This window comes from Thalassobaculum sp. (assembly GCF_040219615.1).
GTDB lineage: Bacteria > Pseudomonadota > Alphaproteobacteria > Thalassobaculales > Thalassobaculaceae > Thalassobaculum_A.
Map to the genome: position 1 here is coordinate 391184 of NZ_JAVJSE010000041.1, position 25556 is coordinate 416739.

At 70.1% G+C, this 25556-nt stretch carries 23 protein-coding genes; 5 read left to right on the top strand and 18 right to left on the bottom strand.

Features of this window, described 5'->3' with window-relative positions; translation table 11 throughout:
• Positions 1-42: 42 nt before the first annotated feature.
• Genes RIC31_RS24805 through ssb form a run of 6 tightly spaced genes read right to left on the bottom strand, consistent with a single transcriptional unit; the run spans position 43 to position 6819 of the window.
• Entirely contained in the window at positions 43-1773 is a 1731-nt protein-coding gene (locus tag RIC31_RS24805; protein WP_350114563.1) for a sensor histidine kinase, read from the bottom strand.
• Between the two features lie 56 nt (positions 1774-1829).
• Positions 1830-2693 carry a class I SAM-dependent methyltransferase gene (locus tag RIC31_RS24810; protein ID WP_350114566.1) on the bottom strand — a complete coding sequence of 288 codons (864 nt, stop codon included), beginning with the start codon at positions 2691-2693 and terminating at the stop codon, positions 1830-1832.
• On the bottom strand, positions 2693-3787 hold the full coding sequence (locus RIC31_RS24815) for a DegT/DnrJ/EryC1/StrS family aminotransferase (protein WP_350114569.1): 1095 nt from the start codon (positions 3785-3787) through the stop codon (positions 2693-2695). The genes RIC31_RS24810 and RIC31_RS24815 overlap by 1 nt, the downstream gene beginning before the upstream one ends.
• A 59-nt stretch (positions 3788-3846) precedes the next feature.
• Positions 3847-4881: an ATP-grasp domain-containing protein gene (locus tag RIC31_RS24820; protein WP_350114572.1), complete on the bottom strand. Its 1035-nt coding sequence runs from the start codon at positions 4879-4881 to the stop codon at positions 3847-3849.
• 53 nt (positions 4882-4934) lie between these two features.
• Positions 4935-6185: a glycosyltransferase gene (locus tag RIC31_RS24825; protein WP_350114575.1), complete on the bottom strand. Its 1251-nt coding sequence runs from the start codon at positions 6183-6185 to the stop codon at positions 4935-4937.
• Positions 6186-6240: 55 nt separating this feature from the next.
• On the bottom strand, positions 6241-6819 hold the full coding sequence (gene ssb, locus RIC31_RS24830; protein ID WP_350114578.1) for a single-stranded DNA-binding protein: 579 nt from the start codon (positions 6817-6819) through the stop codon (positions 6241-6243).
• A gap of 356 nt (positions 6820-7175) precedes the next feature.
• On the opposite strand from ssb, the gene uvrA reads away from it, so the two are divergent.
• A complete protein-coding gene (gene uvrA, locus RIC31_RS24835; protein WP_350114581.1) occupies positions 7176-10058 on the top strand; it encodes an excinuclease ABC subunit UvrA in 2883 nt (960 codons plus the stop codon).
• Positions 10059-10067: 9 nt separating this feature from the next.
• Here uvrA and RIC31_RS24840 read toward each other — a convergent pair whose 3' ends face one another.
• A complete protein-coding gene (locus RIC31_RS24840) occupies positions 10068-11333 on the bottom strand; it encodes a hypothetical protein (RefSeq protein WP_350114584.1) in 1266 nt (421 codons plus the stop codon).
• Between the two features lie 202 nt (positions 11334-11535).
• On the opposite strand from RIC31_RS24840, the gene trmFO reads away from it, so the two are divergent.
• The gene (trmFO, locus tag RIC31_RS24845) at positions 11536-12930 is read left to right on the top strand and encodes a methylenetetrahydrofolate--tRNA-(uracil(54)-C(5))-methyltransferase (FADH(2)-oxidizing) TrmFO (RefSeq protein ID WP_350114587.1); all 1395 of its coding nucleotides are present in this window, start codon (positions 11536-11538) and stop codon (positions 12928-12930) included.
• A gap of 20 nt (positions 12931-12950) precedes the next feature.
• Here the strand turns inward: trmFO and RIC31_RS24850 are convergent, their stop codons facing one another.
• Genes RIC31_RS24850 through yajC form a run of 6 tightly spaced genes read right to left on the bottom strand, consistent with a single transcriptional unit; the run spans position 12951 to position 18375 of the window.
• Positions 12951-13805 (bottom strand): phytoene/squalene synthase family protein, encoded by an 855-nt coding sequence (locus RIC31_RS24850; RefSeq protein ID WP_350114590.1) that lies wholly within the window; start codon positions 13803-13805, stop codon positions 12951-12953.
• The gene (locus tag RIC31_RS24855; protein ID WP_350114593.1) at positions 13802-14953 is read right to left on the bottom strand and encodes a 2'-deoxycytidine 5'-triphosphate deaminase; all 1152 of its coding nucleotides are present in this window, start codon (positions 14951-14953) and stop codon (positions 13802-13804) included. Before RIC31_RS24855 ends, RIC31_RS24850 begins: the two co-directional genes overlap by 4 nt.
• A gap of 28 nt (positions 14954-14981) precedes the next feature.
• Positions 14982-15368 (bottom strand): Mth938-like domain-containing protein, encoded by a 387-nt coding sequence (locus RIC31_RS24860; RefSeq protein WP_350114596.1) that lies wholly within the window; start codon positions 15366-15368, stop codon positions 14982-14984.
• A gap of 4 nt (positions 15369-15372) precedes the next feature.
• Positions 15373-16326, bottom strand: a complete 954-nt coding sequence (secF, locus tag RIC31_RS24865) for a protein translocase subunit SecF (protein ID WP_350114599.1) — start codon at positions 16324-16326, stop codon at positions 15373-15375.
• A 16-nt stretch (positions 16327-16342) separates the two neighbouring features.
• A complete protein-coding gene (secD, locus tag RIC31_RS24870) occupies positions 16343-17905 on the bottom strand; it encodes a protein translocase subunit SecD (RefSeq protein ID WP_350114601.1) in 1563 nt (520 codons plus the stop codon).
• A 38-nt stretch (positions 17906-17943) separates the two neighbouring features.
• Entirely contained in the window at positions 17944-18375 is a 432-nt protein-coding gene (gene yajC, locus RIC31_RS24875; protein ID WP_350114604.1) for a preprotein translocase subunit YajC, read from the bottom strand.
• A gap of 223 nt (positions 18376-18598) precedes the next feature.
• Here yajC and RIC31_RS24880 point away from each other — a divergent pair, with 223 nt between their 5' ends.
• The 3 genes from RIC31_RS24880 to RIC31_RS24890 are packed head-to-tail and all read left to right on the top strand — an operon-like array spanning position 18599 to position 20611.
• A complete protein-coding gene (locus RIC31_RS24880; RefSeq protein ID WP_350114607.1) occupies positions 18599-19495 on the top strand; it encodes an ATP-binding protein in 897 nt (298 codons plus the stop codon).
• A 28-nt stretch (positions 19496-19523) separates the two neighbouring features.
• Positions 19524-19898 (top strand): CidA/LrgA family protein, encoded by a 375-nt coding sequence (locus RIC31_RS24885; protein WP_350114610.1) that lies wholly within the window; start codon positions 19524-19526, stop codon positions 19896-19898.
• Complete coding sequence (locus RIC31_RS24890; protein ID WP_350114612.1) at positions 19895-20611, top strand: LrgB family protein; 717 nt, start codon at positions 19895-19897, stop codon at positions 20609-20611. The genes RIC31_RS24885 and RIC31_RS24890 overlap by 4 nt, the downstream gene beginning before the upstream one ends.
• Before the next feature lie 9 nt (positions 20612-20620).
• Here RIC31_RS24890 and RIC31_RS24895 read toward each other — a convergent pair whose 3' ends face one another.
• The 5 genes from RIC31_RS24895 to serS are packed head-to-tail and all read right to left on the bottom strand — an operon-like array spanning position 20621 to position 25473.
• On the bottom strand, positions 20621-21478 hold the full coding sequence (locus RIC31_RS24895; RefSeq protein WP_350114615.1) for an FkbM family methyltransferase: 858 nt from the start codon (positions 21476-21478) through the stop codon (positions 20621-20623).
• Positions 21475-22752 (bottom strand): peptidoglycan DD-metalloendopeptidase family protein, encoded by a 1278-nt coding sequence (locus RIC31_RS24900; protein ID WP_350114617.1) that lies wholly within the window; start codon positions 22750-22752, stop codon positions 21475-21477. Before RIC31_RS24900 ends, RIC31_RS24895 begins: the two co-directional genes overlap by 4 nt.
• A complete protein-coding gene (locus RIC31_RS24905) occupies positions 22749-23366 on the bottom strand; it encodes a protein-L-isoaspartate(D-aspartate) O-methyltransferase (protein WP_502990151.1) in 618 nt (205 codons plus the stop codon). Before RIC31_RS24905 ends, RIC31_RS24900 begins: the two co-directional genes overlap by 4 nt.
• A 32-nt stretch (positions 23367-23398) precedes the next feature.
• On the bottom strand, positions 23399-24187 hold the full coding sequence (surE, locus tag RIC31_RS24910; RefSeq protein ID WP_350114623.1) for a 5'/3'-nucleotidase SurE: 789 nt from the start codon (positions 24185-24187) through the stop codon (positions 23399-23401).
• A complete protein-coding gene (gene serS, locus RIC31_RS24915; protein WP_350114626.1) occupies positions 24184-25473 on the bottom strand; it encodes a serine--tRNA ligase in 1290 nt (429 codons plus the stop codon). The genes surE and serS overlap by 4 nt, the downstream gene beginning before the upstream one ends.
• Positions 25474-25556: the final 83 nt, after the last annotated feature.

Here is a 25556-nt window from a genome sequence, read left to right on the forward strand (position 1 = left end):
GGCCACCCCGGGGGCCCGGCCGAGCGTCCCGGAACCGCGCGATCAGGCGGTTTCGACAGGCGCCATTGGCGGCAGCCGGCGGGACGGATCGAACCACACGGTCGCCGTGGTGCCTGTGCCGACGGTGGACCGGATGCCGAGCTCGCCGCCGTGCATCTCCACCAGTGCCTTGGCGATGTTCAGACCCAGTCCGGAACCCTCGCCGTCGCGCGTTGTCGTCGCCCGAACCTGGCCGAAAAGCTGGAAGACCCGCTCCAGGTCGTCCTCCGACATGCCGCACCCGGTGTCGGAGATCTCGATGGCGATGCCGTCGGCGCCGTCCCGCACCCGGACCGTGACGAGGCCGCCGCCGTCGGTGAACTTGACGGCGTTCGACAGCAGGTTCAGCAGGATCTGCTTAAGCGCCCGGGTGTCGACGAGCAGGCGGACCGACGACGGTGCATGGTCGACAGCGATCCGCTTCGCCTCGATCTTCGGTGCCAGCAGCCCGAGGCATTGCTCGACGATCGGATCGACCTCGGTCGGCTCCTCCTTCAGTTCGTGCCGGCCGGCCTCGATTCGCGACAGGTCCAGGATGTCGTTGATCAGCGACCGCAGGTGGTTGCCGCTGTCGTGGATCATGCGACCGTAGTCGCGATAGCGCGGAACGGAGTTCGGCCCGTACAGTTCGAGGGCGATGATCTCGGAGAAACCGAGGATCGCGTTCAGCGGTGTTCGCAGCTCGTGGCTCATCCGCGCCAGGAAGTCGGACTTGGCGGCATTGGCCCGGGCCGCCTCGGCGAGCGCGCTCTGCATGGCGGCAGTCGAGGCCTTCAGCGCCCGGGTCTGGCTCTCCAGCTGCTGGTGACTGCTTGCCAGCTCCGCCGTCGAGCGTCGGGCCCGCCTGACGATCAGGACCATCAGCAGGCCGGCCAGCAGCGCGATGCCCGCCAGCGACGGCGCCAGCTCGAGGATCAGCGCGGTGCCGGGCCGCTCCCCGGCCCACGCCAGGCGCGCGATGTCCCGACCGTCGATCGTCCGCAGCAGCACCGAGTCGGGGAGATCCTCGGACGCCGCGACCAACCGCGTGCCGGGCAGCAGGTACAGGTCCTCGAAGCGGCTCAGCATCGCTGCGTCCATCCGGCGCACGAACACCAGGACGACCGGCGCGCCCGCATGCAGCGGAACCGGGCGCTCGTCCTCCCACTTGATGACCGCTGCGACAGCGATCGCCGGAACGCCGTCCAGCTCCAGGTAGGTGGTCACGGTGCCGGAGACGGCGCCGGGCTCGCCGGCTGTCCCGACGGCCCTCGACACCAGGTCCGGCAGTTCGGCGGACAGTCGGCTGAGCAGGCCGTCGCCCCGGACCTCGCCGTCCATGGAACCGAAGATCAGGCGGAGGTTGCCGTCGAGCGCCAGGGTGGCGCTCATCCCGAGGCTGTCATTGGCCCAGGCCCCCACATTGTCGTCCGCCCAGGCCGGGTCGAATGTTGCGACCAGGTGACCGGCGGCGTCGTTCCAGAACGTGTAGTCGCCCACGATGCCGGCGATCTGCTCGGCCTCGACCCGAAGCGCGCTGCCCGCGAGGTGCTGCGCCGATTCGACGGCAAGCCGGTTCTGGCTGTGGGCGGCGATCGCCACCAGCGCCAGGATCAGCACGACCACCCCGAGCCCGAGCAGCATGATCGGCGCGATGACGTGCCGGAACGCCGCGCGCTGCAGTCCGAGGGACGGCGCGCGGTCGGGTCCGGTACTGCCCGGCAGGTCAGGAACTGGATGGACGTTCAAAACCATGGATAGGTGATACAGGCCATGCAGTAAACGACTCGCTAATGCGCAAGCCGTGCCCGTCAGGGCCGGCGGGCCGAAAACGACAGACTGAGCGGCAAGGTCACCGCGAACCCCTCGGGCCAGCGGTACTGGCCGTGCGCGCCCGGCACCAGGACCGGCAGCAGCTTCCAGGCGATCTCTTCGTGCTCGTGCAGCCAGTCCAGCCGCAGCCCGGCGCCGATCACCGCGTTCACGATATCGGAGACGCTGTGCTCCCACTCGTAGCTGCGCTGATTGCGGATCTCGGCACTCGGGTCGGCATAGTCGGTGGTGACCAGGTTCGTCGTCGGTGCCGCCCGGTGGAAGTACGGATAGTGCAGCCGCAGCGTGCCGGCCGGCAGCGCGGCCGCCTCGGTGGAATCGTCGAACACCCTGGCCGCCGGATGGGCGTCGCAGAAATAGAACCGGCCGCCCGGCTTCAGGAAATGCGCCGCCACCTTCGCCCAGCCGGCGAGGTCCGGCAGCCAGCAGATCGTGCCCCAGGTCACGTAGACCAGATCGAACCGCCCGTCGATCAGGTCCGGGGCGGCGTACAAATCGCCTTCGACGAACCGGGCGTCGAGTCCGAGTTCCGTTGCCAGCGCCCGCGCCGCTGCCACCGCCTCAGGCGAGAAGTCGAGTCCGGTCACCCGCGCCCCGCGCTGCGCCAGGATCAGGCTGTCGACCCCGAAATGGCACTGCAGGTGCAGGACGTCGAGCCCGTCGACCGGGCCGAGCTCGGACTCCTCGATGGCATGCAGCCGTCGTTCGCCCCGCCGCAGCGCATCGACGTCGTAGCCGTCGGGGCCGGTCGAGGCGACGTGGATGCCGACCAAACCGTCCCAGAACGCGCGGTTGGCGGCCAGGTAGTCGCGATCGCCCGGCCCGTCTTGTTCCTGTCCCACTATCCCTCCCCGGCGCCGTCGAGAACCCGGCCCAGGCACGCCACCACATAGTCGACGTCCTCGAAGGACAGCGCAGCGTGCAGCGGCAGGCCGACCACCCGGGCGGCCAGTCGGTCGGTCGCCGTCAGTGCCTCGCGCGCGGCGCCGGCGAATGCCGGGGCACGGTGGCAGCCGTCGCCCCACCAGCGCCGCGCCTGGACCCCGTGGCGCGCCAGTCCATCGACGGTGCGCACAGCATCCGCGGCGGCCAATTCGACCACGTAGGTGGAGGTCACGACGCCGACGGCCGGGGCCGGCCGGGTCACCGCCAGCCCGGCCCGCTCCAGCGCACGGTCATAGGCCGACATCCGGGCGGCCAGGACCGACCGGGTCTCCGGCCAGGCCTCTAGCGCCGCCAGCCCGATCACCGAGCGGTGTTCGTCGAGCTTGCCGTTGAGTCCCGGTATCCGGGCAACGCGACCGGCGTCCATCCCGAGATTGATGGTCGCGCGCAATCGCCAGCCGAGTTCGGCCGTCGGGCACAGCGCCGCGCCCCCCTCGCCGATCGCGAACCCCTTGGTGGCGTGGAAGCTCACCACGCTGACCAGCGGCGAGTCGGTCCAGCTGTCGAAGCCTGCGGCGGCGTCGACCACCACGGGCAGCCTCGACCGCTGCTGGAATGCCGCCCATCCGGGAACGTCGATGCGGCTGCCGAACGGCGCCACCATCAGGACCGCTGTGACCCGGCCCGGCGCCTTCGCGAGCCGCCCGGTCAAGCGCTCGGGATCCAGTTGCCAGGTCACGGGATCGACGTCCAGGAAGTATGGCTGCAGTCCGGCTATGCGAACCGCAGCGGCGGTCGCCGCGTGGGTCCACGCCGGCATCGCGCACAGCCCGCCGTCACCGGCCACGGCCATCAGTGCGGCCGCCAGGCCCGCGGTGGCACTGGTGACCGCGCAGACATGATCGACCGGAACGCCGAGACGCTCGGCGAGCCGGGCCTCGAACAGCATCGAGAACGGCCCGAAGTTGGTGAAGGTCCCGGATGCGTGGACGGCCTCCATCCGGTCCCGCAACAGCGCAACCGGCGGCATCGACGGCACGAAAAGCGCCACCTCCCGCTGCGGCGGTGCAGACGGGGATGCGGCCTCTAGCCTCGCCAACTCATCGAAGATCACGACACGACCCGATCGTCGAACGCGCGTGGGATTGTCTGCCACTCGACGCTATCGGCCGTGACTTTAGATGCCACTGCGGCCGGACCGCCGAACATTTCGAGGACAATCCTCGATTGATTCAGGCCGAGGCCCACGAACCCGAGCGCACTGCCGCCGATCCGCGCCAGCATCTCGAAGAACACCAGCGCTCCGTTGTCGTCGACCCGTCCTTGCAGGGCAAACGGTCCGACGTATCCCTCGCAATGCAGTTCCGCGGCGACCCGCTGTGCGGCTTCGTGGTCCACCGCATCGACGGGGCATCTCGTCAAGCGAAACGGACGGCCGTATCTGTGAACGACGTCGACCTTGACCACATGGTCGAGCCTACCGTCGCGCCCGACCAGGCCGCGCAGCGCGATCAGTGCTGTAAACCCTGAACTCTGTACGAACGGCACGCCGAAACGCGGGTCCGGCAGGTTGGCGACGAAGTCCGGCGGCGGCGAGATGAACGGTTGAATGACGAAGTCACCATGCAGCGCGCAGGAGCGCAACTGCTCGTCGTCGAGTACGATGTACACACCCTTGGTCCCGGACCCGACGCGGGGCTTCGCGATCAGCGGGAATCCGTATCGGCCGGCGAGTTCCAGAGCGCCATCGAATGTCCACGCCGTCGCGGGGATCGGCAATCGGCACCGCTCCATGAAGCCTTTCATCAGCACCTTGTCGCTCATCGCATTGGCCAGAGCGACGGAGCCAACCAGCAGCGGCGCTCCGAGCACCGGGTCGTCCGCCTTGACCTTCGCCAGCCCGGGCATGTCCGCGTCACGGCAGGGGAACGCCACGATCGGGCGGTGGACCCGCAAGGCCTCAGCGACGTCGCGCACGAACGAGGCAACGTCGATCGACGGCGCCACCTGGACGATGACGTCGCACTGCCGCGCCGACCTCGTCGTCGGATCGGTTGTCGTGCCAACGATCAGGAGGCGATCCCGGCAATCTGCGAGACTTGCCAGAATCCCTTCGGACACCTCCCCGCCGACCGACACCAGCATGACCGTCGACCGTCCCGGCCCGGCCGGCGGCAGACCTCGCAATGACGGTGGCGTCATGAGGCAGAGGCCGGCGTTATCGGATCACCAATGTCCAGAATCGGTCCGAACAGGCGTCTGACGTTGTCGCGGTTCGAGAACTCCACGCGCACTTGCCGGCGCCCGGCATCGGCAATCATCTGAAATGCTGCCGGGGACTCGCGGGCAATAACGAGAGTAGTTTCCAGGTCCGCAAAGGCCCGGTCGAACGGACGGTAGTGAAGCCCAGGTTCGAAATGCCGATCCATTGCCGGAGTCTGAAGGGACAGCGACACAGCGCCAGCTGCCATGGCCCAGTATACGCGCTCGCTGACTGCACCGACACAGAAGTTTGGCGGCGCGGCTACCACGAGCCGGGCGCGCAACATCAGGTCGACGACCTGGGCGTGGGTCCGGTGCCCGAGCACTTCGGCCCGACGGTCCGTCGGGGAGTCGGGCAGTCGGCTGTCGTCGCCGACCACGATGACCCCCTCATGCGCGACGAGCAGGTCGGCGAGGCGGCAGCGGAAACGCGCGTTCGCGTGCCGGTTGGCGAGATCTAGCAGTGCACGGCCCAGACCGTGGTAGGGAACGAGTTCGTCGCCACGGGCCCGGAAGACGTCCTCCGCGACCCGCCACGCCGGCCGGCTCGGCTCCGCCAGCAAGGCATCCGACAGATCCCGGACGGTCTGGAGCCGATCCGGCAACAGGGCCCTGGTGTATTGCTCGATACTTTCAGCGCGATACACCGACCCGACGAAGAGAAACGGAATATCCCGTTCCTGCAGCGACCTGCCCGCAGCATCCCGGTCGATGCCGCTATCGTCGTAACGACCGGGGTGATAGTGCGGCGCCCGCGCTCCGATGCCGATCCGTTCGAGGTACTCGCCGCAGTGCAGGTCCCGGACGCTGACAGTCGCAGCATGGCGCAAGCCCTCCAGCCCGCCGAGATAGCGGCGAACGAATGGCGGATCCGTCAGCCTGTAGAGAATCGGCGAGTTGACCAGATCGAGGAGTTCGACGTTCCAACGGTCGGGGCCGTCGACCAGTTGCGAGCCAGCAACCGCGTACACCGCGTCGAACCGACGGCCAAGCAGTCTCCGTAATCCGGTGGCGCCTTCGGTCCAGGTATCGAACACCTCGACCGCGACGGCGTAGTGTCTCAACCCGTCGATCAGCGCGCGGGTCCCGGCATTCACGACATTGTTGATCTCGCGCGGGCACAACACCGCGATTCGGGGACTTTCCGCTGCCTTCGGCCGGACTCCGGCGATTTGTGAAACCGACATTGCCGACTACGCCAACCATTGAGCGCCCGGCCGGACAGTCCCGGCCTGCAGTCAGCTAGAAGGGAATCTCGTCGTCCAGGTCGCTGGGGCCGCCCATCGGCGCCGGGGCGCCGCCGCCCGAGGAGCCGCCACCGGATCTGCCGCCACCGCCCGAGCCGCTACCGCCCGAGGAGCCACCGCCCGAGAAGCCGCCGCCCGACGGGCCGCCGCCGAAGTCGTCGCCGCGGCCGTAGTCGTCACCGCCGCCGCCATACCCCCCGCCGCCACCGCCGCCACCTTCGCCGCGGCCGCCCAGCAGGGTCAGCTCGCCGCGGAACCGCTGCAGCACCACCTCGGTGGTGTACTTCTCCTGGCCGCTCTGGTCGGTCCATTTGCGGGTCTGGAGCTGGCCCTCGACGTAGCAGGAGCTGCCCTTGCGCAGATACTGCTCGGCGATCCGGGCCAGGTTCTCGTTGAATATCACCACCCGGTGCCACTCGGTGCGCTCGCGCCGCTCGCCGCTGGATTTGTCACGCCAGTTCTCGGAGGTGGCGAGCGTGAAGTTCACGATCTTGGTGCCGTCCTGGGTGCTCCGCACCTCCGGGTCGCGGCCGAGGTTGCCGATCAGGATGACCTTGTTGACGCTGCCCGCCATCGTCTCGCTCTCGCTTGTCCGTCGAATGCCATAGCGGCGCCGGCCGATCCGGCCGGCGGTCGCGTCGGCGGACCATCCCACATCGCCCGGCGGGTTCCAAGCCCGTTGCGGCCCTGCGGAACGCCGAAACCGACAATGCGGTTACGGTCGGACCCGGTCGTTCCGCTCCGGTATCGAATCGGTGGCCCGGTAGCGAATCGGCCTGCCGCCTGAACTTCCGACACTTATCCACAGCGCGCGACAGTATCTGTCAGCAGGCGCCGCGGCGAAGTTGCATGGCCGGTGGCAATACCGCACCGCGACACCCTATATTCCCGGGTCGCATCTGCTCCCGCGAGACCGAACCGAGGCCGGCCATGGCGCCCCTTCCCGCGTCCGACAGCGAGCTCCGCGTGATCCGCGTCCGCGGAGCCCGGGAGCACAACCTGAAGAACGTCGACGTCGACCTGCCGCGCAACGCGCTGTCGGTGCTGACCGGCCTGTCCGGCTCCGGCAAGTCGTCGCTGGCCTTCGACACGATCTACGCCGAGGGCCAGCGCCGCTACGTCGAGAGCCTGTCCGCCTACGCCCGGCAGTTCCTCGAACTGATGCAGAAGCCGGATGTCGACCTGATCGAGGGGCTGTCGCCGGCGATCTCGATCGAGCAGAAGACCACCTCGCGCAACCCGCGCTCGACGGTCGGCACGGTCACCGAGATCTACGACTATCTCCGCCTGCTGTACGCCCGGGTCGGCATCCCCTACTCGCCGGCCACCGGCCTGCCGATCGAGAGCCAGACCGTCAGCCAGATGGTCGACCGCATCGTCGATCTGCCCGAGGGCACCCGGCTCTACCTGCTGGCGCCGATCGCGCGCGGCAAGAAGGGCGAGTTCCGCAAGGAACTGGCGGATCTGCGCAAGCGCGGATTCCAGCGCGTGAAGATCGACGGCGAGCTGCTGGAGATCGAGGACGCGCCGGCGCTCGACAAGAAGTACAAGCACGACATCGAGGTGGTGGTCGACCGGCTGGTGGTGCGCGACGGCATCCAGACCCGGCTGGCCGATTCGATCGAGACCGCGCTCGGGCTGTCGGACGGCCTGCTGTTCGCCGACGAGGCCGATTCCGGCGAGCGCCATACCTTCTCGGCCAAGTTCGCCTGTCCGGTCTCCGGCTTCACCATCGACGAGATCGAGCCGCGGCTGTTCTCGTTCAACAACCCGTTCGGCGCCTGCCCGTCCTGCGACGGCCTCGGCACCAGGATGTACTTCGACCCGGAGCTGGTGATCCCGAACCCGACCCTGTCGCTCAAGAAGGGCGCCGTCGGCCCGTGGGCCGCCAGTTCGTCGAAATACTACGTGCAGACCCTGGAGAGCCTGGCGACGCATTTCGGGGTGTCGATGGACACGCCCTGGGAGGGCCTGCCGGAGGCGGTCCGCGACGCCGTCCTGAACGGCACCGGCGACGAGCCGGTGACCATGACCTTCGAGGACGGGCTGCGGACCTACAAGACGACCAAGCCGTTCGAGGGCGTCGTCACGAACATGCAGCGGCGCTGGCGCGAGACCGACAGCGCCTGGGTGCGCGAGGAACTCGCCCGCTACCAGTCGGTCGCCCCCTGCGAGGCCTGCGGCGGCCAGCGCCTGAAGCCGGCGGCCCTGGCGGTCAAGGTCGGCGGCCTGACGATCTCCGAGGTCTGCGAGTTCTCGATCGGCAAGGCGGTCGCCTGGTTCGACCAGCTCGAGGGCACGTTGCGCGCGAAGGATCTCGAGATCGCCCAGCGCATCCTCAAGGAGATCCGCGAGCGGCTCGGCTTCCTGAACAACGTCGGGCTGGAGTACCTGACCCTGTCGCGCGGCTCCGGCTCGCTGTCGGGCGGCGAGAGCCAGCGCATCCGGCTGGCCTCGCAGATCGGCTCGGGGCTGACCGGCGTGCTCTATGTGCTCGACGAGCCGTCGATCGGCCTGCACCAGCGCGACAACGAGCGCCTGCTGGCGACCCTCAGGCGGCTGCGCGACCTCGGCAACACGGTGATCGTGGTCGAGCACGACGAGGACGCCATCCGCGAGGCCGACTACGTGGTCGACATGGGCCCGGGCGCCGGGGTGCACGGCGGCACCGTGGTCGCCAGCGGCACCCCCGAGGAGGTGATGCGGGCGCCGGAGAGCCTGACCGGGCAGTACCTGTCCGGATTCCGGCAGATCGCCATCCCCAAGCTGCGCCGCAAGGCCAGGAAGGGCCGCTACCTGAAGATCGCCGGCGCCACCGGCAACAACCTGAAGAACGTCGACCTGGCGATTCCGCTCGGCACCTTCACCTGCGTCACCGGGGTGTCCGGCGGCGGCAAGTCGACCCTGGTGATCGAGACCCTGTGGAAGGCGCTGGCGCGCCGGCTGCACAACGCCCGCGAACACGCCTCCCCGTTCGAATCGATCGAGGGCCTCGACAAGGTCGACAAGGTGGTCGACATCGACCAGTCGCCGATCGGCCGCACCCCGCGCTCGAACCCGGCGACCTACACCGGCGCGTTCACGCCGATTCGCGACTGGTTCGCCGGGCTGCCGGAGGCCCAGGCCCGCGGCTACGCGCCCGGCCGGTTCTCGTTCAACGTCAAGGGCGGGCGCTGCGAGGCCTGCCAGGGCGACGGTGTCATCAAGATCGAGATGCACTTCCTGCCCGACGTCTACGTGCAGTGCGACGTCTGCAAGGGCCACCGCTACAACCGCGAGACCCTGGAGATCCGGTTCCGCGACAAGTCGATCGCCGACGTGCTCGACATGACCGTCGAGGAAGGCGCGAAGTTCTTCAAGGCGGTGCCGTCGATCCGCGACAAGCTGGAGACCCTGGAGCGGGTCGGCCTCGGCTACATCAAGGTCGGCCAGCCCGCCACCACCCTGTCGGGCGGCGAGGCCCAGCGCGTGAAGCTGGCCAAGGAGCTGTCGCGGCGGGCCACCGGCCGGACCGTCTACATCCTCGACGAGCCGACAACCGGCCTGCATTTCGAGGACGTCCGCAAGCTGCTGGAAGTGCTGCAGGCCCTGGTCGACCAGGGCAACACGGTGATCGTCATCGAGCACAACCTGGAGGTCATCAAGACCGCCGACCACATCGTCGACCTGGGCCCCGAGGGCGGCGACGGCGGCGGCCGGATCGTCGCCAGCGGCACCCCCGAGGAGGTGGCGGCGACGCCCGGCAGCTACACCGGCGAGTATCTCGCGCGCTACCTCAAGCCGGCGGCGGCACCGGCGCGCAAGTCGGCCTGAGCGGCCGGATCATACGCTGAAGACCTTGCCGGCGACCGGCATCGGCGGTGCCACCCCGACGCCCTGGACGTAGTCGAAATGCGCCCGCCGGGCCGCGGTCGCGGCCTCGAAGGTCCCGGCGCCGTAGAAGTAGCGGCGCATCCGGATGTTCTTGTTCGCCTGGTAGAATCCCTTGAGAGCCGTGACGTCCTGCACCGTCGGGTTGGCCATGTCGTGGCCGTCGACCCCGATCGCAACCAGACGAACCCCGCCGAGCTTGTCGGCGCGCCGGAATGCGAGGCTGAAGTCGCCGATGAAGCCGGCGACATAGGGCGCCAGGTAGGAGAACAGGGTGTGCAGCCGGCCCTGAGGGACATCGTCCGACAGGCCGCGCACCATCAGGAACATGCGTTTCTCGGCGATCCGCGGCAGCAGCTTGCAGATCTCCAGATACTGGCTGCGGTAGCCCTTGGCGGCCAGGGTGTCGTAGTGCACCGGCACGATCAGCAGCGCCCGCCACTTCTGTCCCGCCGCCTCGACCAGCGCGGCCCCTGCCTTCTGCAGCACCATGCGGTCGATGGTGGCCTCGACGGCGCCGGTGTCCGACGGTGCGTCGGGATCGAATCCGAGGTCGGTCCCTTCCGGTACGTGCAGGTCGGCGTGGTAGCAGGAAACCAGGCGCTTGCGGACGTTCGCGACCGGCCAGAACCGCATGCGCATCTGGTCCTTGGCGGCCTCGACCTTGGCCGACTCGGCCGATTGCGCGCGCTTCTGGGCCTCCTCGACGGTTTCCTCCAGCGCCGCCGGCGAGCGCAGCGCCGCCGGGTCGTCACGCGGCACCTCGAACACCATCGGCCGCACCGATACCGCGTCGCCGCCGGCCCCGGCCCCGGACAGCCGGGCGTTGACCTCCCGGCCGATGTCATGGGCCGTCTTGTTCGCCTGCTCCTTGCTGGCCTTGCCGAACAGCACGATGAAGCGTTCGTCGTTGATCAGGCAGAACACGTCGTCGCTGGTGATGTGCTTCTTGATGATGCCTTCGGTCAGCAGGTGCACCTTGTCCTTGATGCCGTGCCACTGCTCGCCGAACCGCTCCTTCAGGGCCTCGAAGCCCAGCATCTGGACGTTGCCGGCGATCAACGCGTCGGCCGCCACCTTGTTCTGGCGGACGAAGGACAGCAGCTTGGAGGAGAAGTCGGCGGGATCGCTGGGGTCGAGCTTCTGGCGGTCGAACGACTGGAGAAACCCGGTCTTCCTGGTCTCGCGCGGGATGCCGTCCTGGAATTTGTCGTCCATTCGAACTCCGCCCGCGGCGGCGCCCCTTCCGCCCGAGGCCGTCATGTTAACCTGCCAAGTGCCGATACTTTAGGCAAATTCGACAGTTCGGTCATTTCGCCGCCATCCAGCCGGGGCCCGGGAGCGGTTGCGCCCGGGGATCGCCACCGCTATCTCAACGCATCATGATGAAACTTCCGTTAACCGCCGTCGGGGCCCTGCCATGACCTCCGCCCTCCCGCCCGTGCACGTGATCGGCGGCGGCCTCGCCGGATCCGAGGCCGCCTGGGCGCTCGCCGGCGCCGGCGTCCCCGTGGTCCTGCACGAGATGCGGCCGCTCCGCGGCACCGACGCACACAAGACCGACGGTCTGGCCGAGCTGGTGTGCTCCAACTCGTTCCGCTCCGACGACCACGAGGCCAATGCGGTCGGGGTCCTGCATGAGGAGCTGCGGCGCTGCGGCTCGCTGATCCTGGCCGCCGGCGACGCCCACAAGGTGCCGGCCGGCTCCGCCCTGGCGGTCGACCGCGACGGCTTCTCCGGCCATGTCCAGGCGCGACTCGAGGCGCACCCCCTGGTGACCATCGAGCGCGGCGAGGTCGCCGGGATGCCGCCGGCCGGGTGGGACAGCGTCATCGTCGCCACCGGCCCCCTCACCTCGCCGGCCCTGGCCGAGGCGGTGCGCGCCCTAACCGGCACCGCGGCGCTGGCGTTCTTCGACGCCATCGCGCCGATCGTCAACACCGACTCGATCGACTTCGAGACCGCGTGGTTCCAGTCGCGCTACGACAAGCCGGGACCCGGCGGCACCGGCAAGGACTACATCAACTGCCCGCTCGACCAGGCGCAGTACGAGGCCTTCGTCCAGGCCCTGCTGGACAGCGAGAAGATGGACTTCCGCGAGTGGGAAGCCTCGACCCCGTATTTCGACGGCTGCATGCCGATCGAGGTGATGGCGAGCCGCGGCCTGGACACCCTGCGCTACGGCCCGATGAAGCCGGTCGGCCTGACCGACCCGCGCACCGGCCGGCGGCCGCATGCGGTGGTGCAGCTGCGCCAGGACAATGCGCTCGGCAGCCTGTTCAACATGGTCGGCTTCCAGACCAAGATGCGGCACGGCGAACAGGTCCGGGTGTTCCGCACCATCCCGGGCCTGGAGAAGGCGGAGTTCGCCCGTCTGGGCGGCCTGCACCGCAACACCTTCATCCAGTCGCCGGCGCTGCTCGACGGCGGCCTGCGCCTCAAGGTCGAGCCGCGGCTGCGCTTCGCCGGCCAGATCACCGGGGTCGAGGGCTATGTGGAGAGCGCGGCCATCGGTCTGCTGGCCGGCCGGTTCGCCGCCGCCGAGCGACTCGGCCTGCAGCCCGACTTCCCGCCGCGGACCACGGCGCTCGGCGCCCTGCTGGCGCACATCACCGGCGAGGCCAATCCCGAGACCTTCCAGCCGATGAACGTCAATTTCGGGCTGTTCCCGCCGCCGGACGAGGCCGAAACCATCACCGTCAACGGCCGGCGCCGCAAGCTGAAGGGCGTCGATCGCAAGAAGGTCCAGGCGGCCCGGGCGCTCGCCGATCTCGACGCCTGGCTCGGGCGGGCCCCGCGGGTGGCGGCCGAGTAGTCGCGACCGGAGCCGGCGGCTCAACGGCCCAGGCGATAGCCGAGCACCCGCAAGCCATAGCGCCAGACCAGGCCGGCCGGCGGCGCCGGCGGCCGGGCGAACGGCTCGAAACCGGCCCGCTCCAGGGCTTGGGCGTGGTCGCCGGCGCGATCCGCCAGCAGGCGCAGCGGGCGGAACGCCGGGGCCCGGAAACCTGCCGAGTCGCGCATCGCCGCCAGCCGCCGGCGGGCCCTGTGCACGACCGGCCGGACGACCTGACAAAGCCGTACGGATCCGCCCATATCTCTGATTTTCTGGTGAGATATGTCGTTTTCTTGAAGTAGTGCTTCGGGTAGCGGAGTGCGGCCGGCGGCGGTCAGGGCCGGCAGCGCCCGCATCAGGCCGAGCAGGCCCCAGGCGGTGCCGCCGTCGCGCGCGAGCGCCGGATCGGCGTCCAGGATCTCGGCGACGGCGGCGTGCAGTTCGCCGGCGGTCGCGGCGGCATATGCCTCGAGGTCGTCGAGGGTCGCCGGCGGCTCGCCATCCAGGTCGGCTTCGCGGGCGTCGACGATGGCGTGCAGGCGGTCGAGGTTCAGGCCGTGGCCGGACACCGCCTCGGCGAGCGGCACTGCGACCTCGTGGGCCCGCGGCCGGCCCGTGGCGATGCCCTCCAGGGTCTCGCGCCACCACTGCAGGCGGATCTGTCCGATCCCCGGCTCGCTGACCACCTCGGCGGTCTTGGCGACCTCGTGGTTGGCGGCCAGCAGGGCCAGCAGGGCGGCGCGGCGCGACGGCGGGGCGTACAGGCAGGCGAGATAGCGCTCGTGGTCGTGCCGGCGGGCGATGGCGGCACAGGCGAAGTCGAAGCCGTCCGCCGCAGAGGCGGCGCCGGTCACGGGGCTCCGCGCCGGGGTAGCGGGCGGAAGAACTTGGCCAGGGTCAGGCGCTGGTCGGCGTAGTTGGAGCCGAGATCGCGGCCGTACAGCACGTCCGGCACCGCCAGCAACCGCTCGTATTTCAGCCGGGCGACCCGCTGGCCGTGCTCGAGGGCGAACGGCACGTCGTGCGACCGCACCTCCAGCACCGCGGGGGTCCCGCCGGTACCGTCCGGGCGATGCCCGAAGCCGGGGTCGAAGAATCCGGCGTAGTGCACCCGGAACTCGCCGGCCGCGGTGTCGTAGGGGACCATCTCGGCGCTGTAGCCGGGCGGCACCCGTACGCCCTCGCGCGACGCCATCAGGTAGAAGTCGTCGGGGTTCAGGATCAGACGGCCGGCGGCATCGCCGCGGATCGGCTCCCAGAAGTCGAGCGGGTCGTAATGGGCGACCCTGGAGATGTCGAGCAGCGGCGCGTGCCGGCGGGCCCGGTAGGCGACCGGGTCGTCGCCGCGCGCCGCCAGGTCGACCGACACCCACAGCCCGTCGGCGATAACCGCCTCGGCCGAGGCGCCGCCGGCGAACACCACCGGATCCAGGTCGTGGGCCTCGCGCAGCTGGCGGTCGCTGGTCCCGGTGGCCCCGACCCGGAAGCGGACCTGGTTCAGCCGGTCGCCGGCCCGCACCACGATCGAGAAGGTGCGCGGCGCGATCTCCAGGTACATCGGCCCCTTGTAGCCGGCCGGCACCTGCTCGAACCCGGAGGCCCGGTCGACGATCAGCCGGGTGAACACGTCCAGCCGGCCGGTGCTGCTCTTCGGCGAGGCGATCCCGGAGATCGCGGCCGGCAGCGCCAGGCTCTCGGCCAGCGGCACGATGTAGACGCAGCCCCGCTCCAGCACCGTCGGCTTGCTCAGGTCGAGCTCGTACATCTCCTGCGAGCGCTGCAGGTCGTCCAGCTTCTGCTCGACCGTCCGCTCCGGACCCGGCAGGAAGCTGGAGACCACGCGAAACGCCCGGGAGCCGAGACGCAGGTCCAGGCTGGCCGGCTGCAGCTGGGCGTCCAGGATGGCCGGCTCGGCCGCGATCCAGCCGGCCCGGATGCCGGCGCGCAGGCTCTGGATCGGCAGGATGCCGTGATCGGCGGTGTCGGTCGGGTCGGATGCCATCGGCGGTCTGTCTCTCCGGCGGATTCGCTCAGTCGACCGGCAGCAGGGCCGCGGCCACCCGGCGGCCCTCGGCCAGCAGCAGGTTGAAGGTACGGCAAGCCGCCCCGCTGTCCATCATTTCCGCCACCGGCCCGCGCTCCCGGATGCGCTGGCGGACCGCCGGCGGAACGAACACCTGGGTGGCGCCGGTGCCGATCAGCAGGATGTCGAAACGGAACTCGGCCGCCAGGATAGGCTCGAGCGCGTCGAGGTCCAGCGGGTCCAGGGCGCTTGCCGGGACGACCGACCACGGCAGCGTGGTCTCGGGCATCACCAGGACCGGACCGCGGTGGAACACCTGGGCGATCCGGAAGCCGCCGTCGCCGTAGCCGTGGATGATCTGGACGCCTTCCGGGACGAGCGGGGTGACGTCCATAGGGTCAGCCCTCGCGTTCGGCCCGCTCGTATTCCGGGACCTGGGCGTTGTCGGCGTCCTCGTCGCCGCGGCGCAGCCCGGTGTAGAGCAGCAGCGGCACCGCGATGAAGACCGACGAATAGGTACCGATCACGATGCCCCAGATCATCGCCAGCGCGAAGTCGGCCAGCACCGCGCCGCCGAACAGGTAGATCGAGAACAGCGCCAGCAAGGTGGTGCCCGACGTCAGCGTGGTCCGCGACAGGGTCTCGTTGACCGACAGCTCGAACAGCTCGGCGAGCGCCATCTTCTTGTACTTGCGCAGGTTCTCGCGCACCCGGTCGTAGATCACGACGGTGTCGTTGATCGAGTAGCCGGCGATCGTCAGCACCGCGGCCACGGTCGCCAGGTTGAACTCGTGCTGGATGATCGCGAACAGGCCGAGGGTCGAGATGATGTCGTGGGCCAGCGCCACGATGGCGCCGACGCCGAACTGCCACTCGAAGCGGAACCAGACGTAGAGCAGGATCGACAGCAGGGCGAGCCCGACGGCCAGCGCCCCGGCCTCGATCAGCTCCTGGCCGACGGTCGGGCCGACGAACTCGGTGCGGCGGTACTCGACGCCGTCCCCGAGCATCTTGCGGACCGCGTCGGTGGCCTTGATCTGCTGGGCCTCGTCGCCGTCCTGGCGCTGGACCCGGATCAGCACCTCGTGCTCGTCGCCGAACTCCTGCAGGCTCACCTCGCCGAGCCCGAGCCCGCCCAGGTCGGACCGCATCTGCGCGATGTTCGCCGGGGCGGCGGTGCGCACCTCCATGAGGATGCCGCCCTTGAAGTCGATCCCGAAGTTCAGGCCGATGGTGGCGACCGCGACCAGCGACCCGATCACCAGCAGAGCCGACATGGCGAACGCCAGCAGCCGGCTGCGGATGATCGGCAGGCGGGCGTTTCGGGGAACGAAGCGGATCGGTTTCAGCATCGCTTGTCTCCCGGCCTCAGATCGGCAGCGTGGCAGGGCGCGCGCGGCGTGCCCAGATCGCCACGAACAGGCGCGTGACCATCACCGCCGTGAACATCGACGTCATGATCCCGATGCCCAGGGTCACCGCGAAGCCCTTCACCGGGCCGGAACCCAGGGCGAACAGGAAGACCGCGGCGAACAGGGTCGTCAGGTTGGAGTCGACGATGGTGGTGAACGCCCGACGGTAGCCGGCGTCCAGTGCGTTGATCGGCGACCGCCCGTTGTCGAGCTCCTCGCGGACCCGCTCGAAGATCAGCACGTTGGCGTCCACCGCCATGCCGATGGTGAGCACGATGCCGGCGATGCCCGGCAGCGTCAGGGTGGCCTGCAGCGCCGACAGCGCCCCCACGATGATGCCGATGTTCAGCAGCAGCGCCAGGTTGGCGAAGATCCCGAAAAGCCCGTAGGCGACGATCATGAAGCCGATGACCAGCAGCAGGCCGACGATCGAGGCGACCTTGCCGGCAGCGATCGAATCGGCGCCGAGGCCCGGGCCGACCGAGCGTTCCTCGAGCACCGTCAGCGGCGCCGGCAGGGCGCCGGCGCGCAGCAGCAGCGCCAGGTCCTGGGCTTCCTGGACGCTGAAGCTGCCGGAGATGATGCCGGTGCCGCCGAGAATCGGCTCGCGGATCACCGGGGCCGAGATCACCTTGTCGTCGAGCACGATGGCGAACGGCTTGCCGACATTCTCGGTGGTCGCCTGACCGAACCGGCGGCCGCCGACCGAGTCGAAGCGGAAGCTGACCACCGGCCGGCCGTCCTGGAAGCTCGGCTGGGCGTCCACCAGGTTCTCGCCGCTGATCATCACCCGGCGCTTCACCACGTAGTGGCTCGGCCCCTGGTTGTCGGCCGACGGCAGCACCTTGGATCCCGGCGGCACCCGGCCGGCCAGGGCATCGGAAGCCGACGCGCCGAGGTCGACGAGCTGGAAGGTCAGCTTGGCGGTCTGGCCGATCAGCGCCTTGACCCGCTCGGGATCGTCGACGCCGGGGAGCTGGATGAGGATCCGGTTGTCGCCCTGGCGCTGGATCAGCGGCTCGCGGGTGCCGGTCTCGTCGACCCGCCGCCGCACGATCTCGATCGACTGCTGGACGGCGTTTCGGGTGATCTCGGCGACGGCCTTCTCGCCCAGGCCGATGGTGACCCGGTTTCCGTCCGTCTCGACCTCGGTGCCGGGCTCGAACTTGCGGGCCAGTTGGCGCGCCTGCTCCAGTTCACCCGGCTCGCGGACCTCGAAACCGGCGAGGTCGCCGCGCACGCCGAGGCCGACATAGCCGATCTTGGCGTCGCGCAGCTCGCGCCGGGCGGTCTCGACGATCGCCTCCAGGCGTTCCTGCACCACCACCCGGGCATCGACCTCCAGCAGCAGGTAGGAACCGCCCTGCAGGTCGAGGCCGAGGTTGATCTGCCGACCGGGCACACCGGTCGGCACATCGCCGAAGGTGTCGCGCTCGAACAGGTTCGGGGCGGCATAGACCAAGCCGAGGAGGCACACCAGCGCCACCAGCAGGATCTTCCAGGTCGGAAACTGAAGCATGATGCTCGCCTAGCTAGCGTAGCCCGGGCCGCGGCCCGTCAACCCGCGGACTTCGGAGCGTCGGCCGCCTCGTCCTCGCCGGACTCGTCCGGCTCGTCGTCCTTGTCGGCCTTGCCCTTGCCCTTGGGCCCGGACTTCGCGGCGACCGGCTGACCCTTGCCGCGGACCTCGGCGATCATCGCCCGCGCGACCTGGACCCGCACCCCCGGCGCGACCTCCATGGTCAGCAGGTCGTCGCCCTCGGCGACCTTGGTCACCACGCCGACCAGCCCGCCATTGGTGACGATCCGGTCGTTCCGTCGGACGTTGGACAGCATCTCGCGATGCTCTTTCATCTTCTTCTGCTGCGGGCGGATCAGCAGGAAGTAGAAGACCGCGAAGATCAGGACCAGCGGGGCCAGCGACATGATCAAGTCGCTGCCGCCACCCAATCCGCCCATTGACTGCGCGTAGGCCGGTGAAATCAGCATGCCGTTCCGTCTCCCGCGGGGTTCGTCCCCGCTCTCAAGGCGCGCCGTTGCGGCCGGCGCGAAGTGGCCGGACTATAGCGACGCACCGACGAATTGCAACGGACGCGCGGCTGTCCATCGCGCCGCGCCGTTGACCGGGTATCGGCACGCCGCTAACGTCCGCCGCTTCCGACGTTCACGTCCTGTTTCCGCCGTCCCACGAACGCTGCCCGAGACCGCCGCCATGCCCGCCGACACTCCGAATTCCCCCGCCGTGCCGCCGCTCGCCGATGCCGATACCCTCGCCGTGCTGGGCCGTATCGCCGCCGCGCTGGAGCGCCTCGCACCGCCGCCGCCGGCCGCGTCCGACGTCAAGGCCGCCGACGGCTTCATCTGGGACGCCGCCCACGGCAGGCTCGAGCCGATCGCCAGGATCAACCGGGTCCCGATCGAGCTGCTGCGCGGTGTCGAGCTGCAGCGCCGGACCCTGTACGAGAACACCGAGCGCTTCGCCCTCGGGCTGCCGGCCAACAACGCCCTGCTGTGGGGCGCGCGCGGCATGGGCAAGTCGTCGCTGGTCAAGGCGGTGCATGCCGAGGTCAACGCCAACCATCCGGGTTCACTGGCCCTGATCGAGATCCATCGCGAGGACCTGGAGACCCTGCCGAAGCTGCTGCACATCCTGCGCGACGTCGACCGGCGCGCGGTCGTCTATTGCGACGACCTGTCCTTCGACCACGCCGACAACAGCTACAAGTCGCTGAAGGCGGTGCTGGAAGGCGGCATCGAGGGCCGGCCCGAGACCGTGCTGTTCTATGCCACCTCGAACCGCCGCCACCTGATGGCGCGCGACATGATCGAGAACGAGCGATCGACCGCGATCAACCCGTCCGAGGCGGTCGAGGAGAAGGTCTCGCTGTCCGACCGCTTCGGGCTCTGGCTCGGCTTCCACAGCTGCGACCAGGATACCTACTTCGCGATGATCGAGGGCTATGCCCAGGCTTTCGGCATCGACGTGCCGCGCGAACAGCTGCAGGCCGAGGCCCGCGAGTGGCAGGTGACCCGCGGCTCGCGCTCCGGCCGCGTCGCCTGGCAGTTCATCCAGGACCTGGCCGGCCGGCACGGCAAGCGGGTCGCGTAGGGCAGCCCGGACCGGCGGAGGGCACGGCGTGATCGAGAGCCTCACCCTCCTGCTGGTCTGCCAACTGGCCGGCGAGGTCCTGACGGGGATGTTCCAGCTGCCGGTCCCCGGTCCGGTCCTCGGCATGGTGCTGCTGTTCGCCGGACTGGCGGTCCGTGGCGGCGTCCCGCAGGCGATGCAGACCACCGCCGGCACCCTGCTGTCGCATTTCTCGCTGCTGTTCGTCCCGGCCGGGGTCGGCATCATGCTGCATCTGCAGCGGATCGAGGACGCCTGGCTGGCGATCGGCGTGGCCCTGGTGGCCAGCACCCTGATCGCGGTGGCGGTCACCGCGATCGCGATGCTCGGGCTGGAGCGCCTGGCGGGCCGCCGGCCCGACACGGCCGGGAGCGACCCGTCGTGAGGCCGGTCGGCGAGCTCTGGGTGTATCTGGCGGCCAACCCGCTGCTGCACCTCACCCTGACCCTGATCGCCTACCTGATCGGCAACCGGATCTACCGGCGGTTCGGGATGAACCCGCTGCTGAACCCGGTGGTGATCGCCATCGTGATCCTGGTCGGGTTGCTGGTTGCCACCGGCACCTCCTACGAGCGCTATTTCGAGGGTGCGCAGTTCGTCCATTTCCTGCTCGGCCCGGCAACCGTGGCGCTGGCGATCCCGCTGTACAACCAGTTCGACCGGGTGCGGAAGTCCGCCGGGCCGCTGCTGGCGGCGGTCGTGCTCGGCTCGTTGGCGGCGTCGCTGAGCGCGGTGGCGATCGCCGCCCTGCTCGGCGCCGGCCCGCAGATCGTCGCCTCGATCGCCCCGAAGTCCGTGACCACGCCGATCGCCATGGGCATCGCCGAGCAGCTCGGCGGGCTGCCGTCGCTGACCGCGGTGCTGGTGATCCTGACCGGCGTGACCGGCGCCATGCTCGGACCGCCCCTGCTCAACCTGCTGCGGATCCGCGACTGGCGGGCCCGCGGCCTGGCGATCGGGGTCGCCGCCCACGGCATCGGCACCGCCCGGGCCATGCAGGTCAACGAGGTCGCCGGCGCGTTCTCCGGCCTCGCCATGGGCCTGAACGCGCTCGCCACCGCGATCCTGCTGCCGCTGCTGTGGTCGTGGCTGTTCTGAGCCGCCCCGTCAGGCCGGCTCCTCGCGGACGATCCCGCGTGACATCAGCTCGAAGGCGGCGCGGTCGCCGACCCCCTGCAGGGCAGACCGGTCGACCGCGTCGAGCCGGTCGAGGCGCTCTTCGGGCACCGCCAGCAGCATCAGGATCGAGATCGGCCGGACACCGTCCAGCTGGGCTCCCTTCGGGTTCGGTACCCGCATGTTGACGCCGCGGAAGCGCCAGAGCCGGTAGCCCCGGCTGAGCAGCGCGTCGACCACGATGGCCATCTGGTCCGGCCGGTCGCACTCGACGCTGAGCACCGGCCGGCATGCTGCGATCGTGCCCAGGGCGCCGGCGACCACCAGCGCCTCGGCGCCCTCGACGTCGACCTTGATGAAGTCGCAGCGTCCCAGGCCGAGGGAATCGATACGCAGCATCGGGGTCGCGACGGTGTCGCCGTAGGCCGAGAACGCCCGGCTCGACAGGTCGATGCCGCCGAAATTGAACGGCCGGCCGGCCGGCAGCGAATGCAGGTCGACGAACTCGCCCTCGCCGTCGGCCGCCGCCACGATGGCCCGGCGGGCCTCGACCTGCGACAGACCGTTGGCCGCGAGGTTCCGCTGAAGGATCTCGAAGATCGGCGGCTGCGGCTCGAACGCCAGGACGCGGCCGGACGGGCCGACGGCGCATCCGATGGCGATCGAGAAGATCCCGACATTGGCGCCGACGTCGAGCGCCACGTCACCCGGCCGCAGGATCGACTCATACAGGTCGATCTCGGCCCCGCTGTACTCCCCGGTCCGCTCGATCGCCTGCCGGATGTACTGGTCGTCGGCCGGCAGATCGAGCGTTCCGAACCGCCATTCGAGGGTGACCGACCGGATCATCCGGATGCCGATCGCGGCCGTCCCGGGGCCGAGGAGGCCCGGGCCGCGCCGAGCTCGTCGCGGGGATCGACCGCGCGCGGTCCCCGGCGGATCTCGAAATGCAGCTGCGGGCGGTCGACGTTGCCGGTCTGGCCGACCGTCGCGATCGGCTGGCCGCGCTCGACCCGGTCGCCGCGCCGGACCAGCAGCTTGTCGGCGTGGGCGTAGGCGGTCGTCCAGCCGTCGGCGTGCTTGATCAGCAGCAGGTTGCCGAAGCCGCGCAGCTCGTTGCCGGCATACACGACCACGCCGTTCTCGGCGGCACGGACCTGGGTGCCCTGGTCGGCGGCGATGTTGATCCCGTCGTTGTGCAGCCCGCCCTCGCGCGGCCCGAAGCCGGCGATCACCCGCCCGTCGACCGGCCACAGAAACCGCCCGGCGGCCCGGGGCGGCGGGGTCAGCACGGCGGTGCGCGCGGCGCTCTCCCGCGCCGGTCCGACATGTCCGGTGGGGGCCCGGGGCATCGGCGGCGGGGCCTCGGCGACGACCACGTCGCCCGCCCCGGACTCCCCCGGCCGGGGCGCCGGCAACGGCGGAGGGTCGGCGGTCGTCGGGCCTTCCGGCGGCTCGGATCCGCGTACCGGGAAGTTGAGGCTGCCGCCGGACGACCAGGGCTGGTTGGGGTCGCGCGGCGGCGGCACGGTCTCGGCCTGCACCGGCGGGACCCGCGGGGCCCGGGAAGCGACCACGGTCCCGTCGGAACCGTCACTGGCCCCCGGCAGGCGCAGACGCTGGCCGACCCTGATCTCGTAGGGCGGCCGCAGGCCGTTGAGCGACGCCAGACGCCGGAAATCCACGCGGTAGTCGCGGGCGACCTCCGAGAGCGTGTCGCCCGACCTGACCACGTGGACCCGCGGCACCGGCACGAACAGCCGGTCGCCGACGTGCAGCAGGTAGGGCGGCGCCAGCCGGTTGTTCTCGATCAGGGTCCGGGCGCTGACCCCATAGCGTCGCGCCAGGGCATAGACCGTGTCGCCGGGCCGGACGGTGATCACCCCGTCCGCAGGCAAGGCGTTGCTGCCGGCGGTGGACGGCGGGTTCGATGCCGGGTCCGGGTTGGCCAGGCGCGGGCCGGAGCCCCCCATGGCGCAGGCGGCCAGCGCCAGGCAGGCGAGCAGGACGGCGGCGGGTCTGACGATCGAGCGGATCATGGTCCCGGCAGTGTACGGGGCGGCCGGATCCGGCTCAACGTGGCGGCGGCGCAACAGGGCGGCGGACTCCCGCGCCGGGTTCATTGCGTGCCGTCGGCCCTGGCGGCGCCGCGCACCAGCGGCACGAACCGGACGTCGAGCAGCTTCTCTTCCTCGATCCGGTCGCCGTGTCGTCGGAACCGCACCAGGCGCTGCACGTCGCTGGTATTGCCGACCGGGACCACCATCCGCCCGCCGTCGGCGAGCTGGTCGAGCAACGCCTGGGGCGGCTCCGAGGCGGCGGCGGTGACAATGATCGCCTCGAACGGTGCCTGTTCGGCCCAGCCCTTCCAGCCGTCGCCGTGGCGGGTGTGCAGGTTGTGCAGCTTGAGCTCGGCGAATCGCCGCTCGGCCACCTGCAGCAGCTCGGCATGGCGCTCGACCGTGTACACCCGCCGCGCGATACGGGCGAGGATCGCCGCCTGGTAGCCGGAGCCGGTGCCGATCTCCAGCACCTTGGTACGGTCGGTCAGTTCGAGTGCCTGGGTCATGAAGGCCACGACGAAGGGCTGGCTGACGGTCTGGCCGGCGGCGATCGGCAGCGCCCGGTCCTCCCAGGCCTGGTCCAGGAACGCCGGGTCCACGAACAGCTCGCGCGGCACCCGCTCGAGTGCCCCGAGAACCGCGCTGCTGACGATGCCGCGGCCCCGCAGGCTCATGATCAGGCGGATCTTGCGGGCCTCGTCGTGGCTCAATGGAAGGTCTCGGCCAGCTTGGTCAGCGTCGGGTGATCGGTCATGTTCATGTCGATCGGCGTGACCGCGACGGCGTTCGAGTGCACGGCGTTCAGGTCGGTGCCCGCGACCGTCGGGTCCTCGGTCCGCATGCTGCCGATCCAGTAGTACGGCGCCCCGCGCGGATCGCGGCCGGTGACGATCTGGTCGCCGATCTTGCGGCGGCCCTGGTTGGCGGCGCGGATACCGGTCACCCGGTCCGGCGCGACCGCCGGGAAATTGACGTTGATCAGCGAGTTGCGTGGCCAGCCGATCTGGCAGAGCCGGCGAATCAGGTCGGGAGCCAGAAGCTCTCCGGTCTCCCACGGGACCGGCCCGCCGACCGGGTATTCCTGGCTCAGCGCGATCGACGGAACCCCCAGCACGGTGCCTTCCATGGCGGCCGCGACGGTCCCCGAATAGGTGACGTCCTCGCCCAGGTTGCCGCCGCGGTTGATGCCGGACAGCACCAGGGTCGGCTTGCGGTCCTTCAGGATCTCGTTGATCGCCAGCAGCACGCAGTCGGTCGGGGTGCCGTCGACCGCATAGCGCCGCTCCTCGAGCTTCCGGATGCGCAGCGGCCGGCGCAGGGTCAGCGAATGCCCTGCCCCGCTCTGCTCGGTCTCGGGCGCCACGGTCCAGACGTCGTCCGACAGCGCCGCCGCGATCCGTGCCAGCACCTTGATGCCCGGCGCCTCGATGCCGTCGTCGTTCGACAGCAGGATGCGGGCGGCCGACAGGTCCAGTGGCCAGTTCCAGCTCGTCATTGCGCGCGCTCGATCCGCTCCAGGCCCCGCAGGTACGGGCGCAGCGCCTCCGGCACCGTCACCGACCCGTCGGCTTCCTGGTAGTTCTCCAGAATCGCGATCAGGGCACGCCCGACCGCCAGGCCGGAGCCGTTCAGGGTGTGCACGAACTCGGTCGCCTTCTCGCCCTTGCGTCGGAACCGCGCCTTCATGCGCCGGGCCTGGAAGTCGCCGCAGACCGAGCAGGACGAAATCTCCCGGTACCGTCCCTTGCCGTCGTCCTGGCCGGGCAGCCAGACCTCCAGATCGTAGGTCTTGTGGGCCGAGAACCCCATGTCGCCGGTCGACAGCACCATCACCCGGTACGGCAGGTCGAGCCGCTTCAGCACGGTCTCGGCGCAGGCCGTCATGCGTTCGTGCTCCTCGCCGGAACTGTCGGGATGCGCGATCGACACCAGCTCGACCTTGCCGAACTGGTGCTGGCGGATCATGCCGCGGGTGTCGCGCCCGGCCGAGCCGGCCTCCGAACGGAAGCACGGGGTATAGGCGGTGAACCGCAGCGGCAGTTCCTCCTCGTCGAGGATCTGGTCGGCCACCAGGTTGGTCAGCGGCACCTCGGCAGTCGGGATCAGCCAGAAGCCGTCGGTGGTCCTGAACTGGTCCTCGGCGAATTTCGGCAGCTGGCCGGTGCCGTACAGCGCCTGGTCGCGGACCAGCAGGGGCGGCTGAACCTCGGTGTATCCGAACTCGCCGGTGTGGATGTCCAGCATGAAGGCGGCCAGGGCGCGCTCCAGCCGCGCCAGCTGCGACTTCAGGACGACGAAGCGGGCCCCCGACAGGCGGGTCGCCGCCTCGAAGTCCATCAGGCCGAGTCCTTCGCCGATCGCAACGTGGTCGCGCGCGGAGAAATTGCGGTCGCGCGGCGTGCCGACCCGGCGGGCCTCGACGTTGGCATCCTCGTCGGCGCCGACCGGTACGCCGTCGCCCGGCAGGTTCGGGATCCCGGCCAGAACCTCCTCGACCTCGGCGGCGAGCCGGCGCTCGTCCTCCTCCAGGCGGGCCATGCGGTCCTTGAGCTCGGACACCTCGGCCATCAGCGCGTCCGCGGGCTCGCCGTTGCGCTTGGCGAGCCCGATCTGCTTGGACGCCTCGTTGCGGCGCTGCTGGGCCTGCTGCAGCTCGGTCGTCACCCGCCGCCAGTCGGCGTCGCGGGCCAGGACGGTCTCCGCCATCGGGGCGAGGCCGCGCTTGGCGAGGCCGGCGTCGAAGGCCGCGCCGTCCTCTCTTATGCGTCGGATGTCATGCATGGCCGGGTCGTCGGATCCGTGTTGCGGTGCCCGCCCTTATACGTAGCCGTCCGGCCGCGGTCCAGCGAGCCGCCCGCCGACAC